At 70.5% G+C, this 2,502-nt stretch carries 4 protein-coding genes; 3 read left to right on the top strand and 1 reads right to left on the bottom strand.

Annotation, left to right across the window (positions count from 1 at the left end; translation table 11 throughout):
• The 3 genes from M3N57_07800 to M3N57_07790 form a co-directional block, all read left to right on the top strand.
• Positions 1-960: glycosyltransferase family 9 protein (locus M3N57_07800; GenBank protein ID MDP9022586.1), on the top strand; the 960-nt coding region annotated here is incomplete at its 5' end.
• The gene (locus M3N57_07795) at positions 957-1,181 is read left to right on the top strand and encodes an NAD(P)-binding protein (protein MDP9022585.1); all 225 of its coding nucleotides are present in this window, start codon (positions 957-959) and stop codon (positions 1,179-1,181) included. The genes M3N57_07800 and M3N57_07795, both read left to right, overlap by 4 nt.
• Complete coding sequence (locus tag M3N57_07790) at positions 1,181-2,299, top strand: amine oxidase (GenBank protein ID MDP9022584.1); 1,119 nt, start codon at positions 1,181-1,183, stop codon at positions 2,297-2,299. Before M3N57_07795 ends, M3N57_07790 begins: the two co-directional genes overlap by 1 nt.
• A 10-nt stretch (positions 2,300-2,309) precedes the next feature.
• On the opposite strand, the gene M3N57_07785 is transcribed toward M3N57_07790, so the two are convergent.
• The coding region (locus tag M3N57_07785) for a hypothetical protein (GenBank protein MDP9022583.1) at positions 2,310-2,502 on the bottom strand (193 nt) is incomplete at its 5' end.

Here is a 2,502-nt window from a genome sequence, read left to right as displayed (position 1 = left end):
CTGCGCCGGGCGCGTCCCGACCTCGAGGTGGTGATGATCACCTACCCGGGGATCGGGAACGTCTTGGAACGGCAGCGTCACTACGTCGACGAGTTCCTCGAGTTCCCGGGATGGCCCGGCATCCCCGACCGTCCCGTCGACCACGACCGGCTGCCGTCGTTCTTGGAGGAGGTCAAGGAGCGGGAGTTCGATCTGGCGATCCAGGTGTACGGTTCGAGGGCGGCCGCCAACGAGGCGACCGAGGCGCTCGGCGCACGCCGGACGGCGGGGTTCTTCATGCCCGGCGCGTGGCAGGCAGACCTGGCCACCCACCTGCCCTACCCGATCGGCGAGCACGAGATCGACCGCCATCTGCAGCTCCTGACTTTCCTGGGCGTGCCCACCACCGACCGGCGCCTGGAGTTCGCGGTCACTGACGCCGACCGCGAGCAGGCGTCGTCGATCCGCATCCGCCACCGCTTGGTGCCCGGCACCTACGCCGTCGTCCACCCCGGTGCCAGCGCCGCGAGCCGTCGGTGGCCGCCCGAACGGTTCGCGCAGGTCGCCGAGGGCATCTCCCGGCGAGGTCTGCGCGTCGTCGTCACCGGGACCGCCGAGGAGGTCGACGCCACGTCGGCGTTGTCGCGGCGAGCAAGTTGCGAGGTGGTCGACCTCTCGGGCGCGACGAACCTCGGGGGGTTCGCCGCGCTGCTCGCCGACGCGGCGCTGCTCGTCGGCAACGACAGCGGGCCGGCGCACCTCGCTGTCGCGCTCGAGGTGCCGAGCGTGACGGTCTTCCTGTCCGGGGACCCGGGCCGCTGGGCCTATGACGACCCGCTCCACCCGATGGTCCGCGAACCGGTTGCTTGTTCTCCCTGCGGGCTCCTGGAGTGCCCGATCGATTTCCGCTGTGCCTCCGATCTCGCTGCCGACCGGGTCCTCGCCACCGTCGATGCGCTGCGGTCACGAGCGGCCCGGTGACCGGCCGCGTGGTCATCATCGGTGCGGGTCCGACCGGGCTGGCGGCCGGTTGGCGTCTGCGTGAGCGCGGCTACGACGACTTCGTGATCCTCGAAGCCACCGACACGGTTGGCGGCCTGGCGCGCTCGGAGATGGACGAGGCCGGCTTCACCTACGACATCGGCGGCCATGTGCTGTTCAGCCACTACGACGCCCACCGCCCCGGGTCGTCGACGAACTGATGGGCGAGGACTACACCGAGATCGGCCGCCGCGCCTGGGTGCACATGGAGGGCCGCGACATCCCCTACCCGTTCCAGAACAACATCCGCGGTCTGCAGCCGCAGACGGTCTACGAATGCCTGCGCGGCCTGATCGAGGCTCAGCGCCGGGACCACGACCCCGGCGACTTCCAAGAGTGGGTCCTCGGGGTGTTCGGCGAGGGGATCGCCCACCACTTCATGTTCCCGTACAACCAGAAGGTGTGGGCAACCCCGCCGTCGGCGATGAGCTTCGACTGGATCGCCGAGCGGGTATCCGTCGTGGACGTCGACCAGATCCTGCGCAACGTCCTGCTCGGCGAGAACCAGGCCAACTGGGGCCCCAACGCGACGTTCCGCTACCCGCTGCACGGCGGGACCGGGACGCTCTACGAGCGCATGGCCGCGCCGCTCGAGCCCTACCTGCGCCGCAGCCATCCGGTGGTCGCCATAGATCCCGTCACGCGACGGGTGACCACGGCAGGCGGCCGACGCTGGCGCTACGACGTCCTGCTGTCGACCATGCCGCTGGATGACCTGGTGGCGATCGTCGACGGCGCACCTGCGGCGGTGCGTCGTGCCGCGGCCGACCTGCTCTCATCGGGGACGCATGTCGTGGGTGTCGGCATCGACCGCGACGACGACAGCGACCGGACCTGGGTCTACTTCCCCGAAGCGGACGTGCCCTTCTACCGCGTCACCTACCTGTCGCACTACTCGCCGCACGTCACGCCCCGCCCGGATCAGACCCTGCTCCTGACCGAAACCGGCACGTCGCCGCGGCGACCCCAGGACGCAGCGACCATCGAGGCCCGGGTCGTCGCGGGGCTGCGGACGGTCGGGATGCTCCGCGACGACGACCGCATCTTGGCGGTGTGGCGCTGCTCGCCGGACAAGACCTACCCGGTGCCGTCCCTGGGGCGGGACGCGGCACTGGCCGTCATCCAGCCGTGGCTCAACTCGTTGGGGATCGCCGCGAGGGGGCGATTCGGCGCCTGGCTGTACGAGATCGGCAACATGGACCACTCCTTCATGCAGGGCTACCAGTGGGCAGACCGGATCCTGGACGGCTCGCCCGAGACGGTTTGGATCCCCCGGTGAGGCGGGTCACCTACCTGTTGGACAGCCCCAACCCCGGAGGCGCCGAGGCATACGTCGCACAGCTCGTACGGGGTTTGCGCTGCGAGCAGCAGACCACCGTGGTGGCGACCCGACCGTTGCGGCGCCCGTCACCGCCGCGGCGGGGTTCGGCCTGGTGGATGTGGCGGCCATCGGCGCCGACGACAGCCGGCTGCCGGAACTGC

The organism is Actinomycetota bacterium, assembly GCA_030776725.1.
GTDB lineage: Bacteria > Actinomycetota > Nitriliruptoria > Nitriliruptorales > JAHWKO01 > JAHWKW01.
The sequence above is the reverse complement of the archived record's forward strand: the minus strand, read 5'-3'. Positions and strand labels throughout refer to the sequence as shown.

What these genes read in the sequence shown, in the direction of transcription:
- M3N57_07790 (MDP9022584.1), top strand. Translation starts at nt 1,181, where the DNA reads ATGGGCGAGGACTACACCGAGATCGGCCGCCGCGCCTGGGTGCACATG.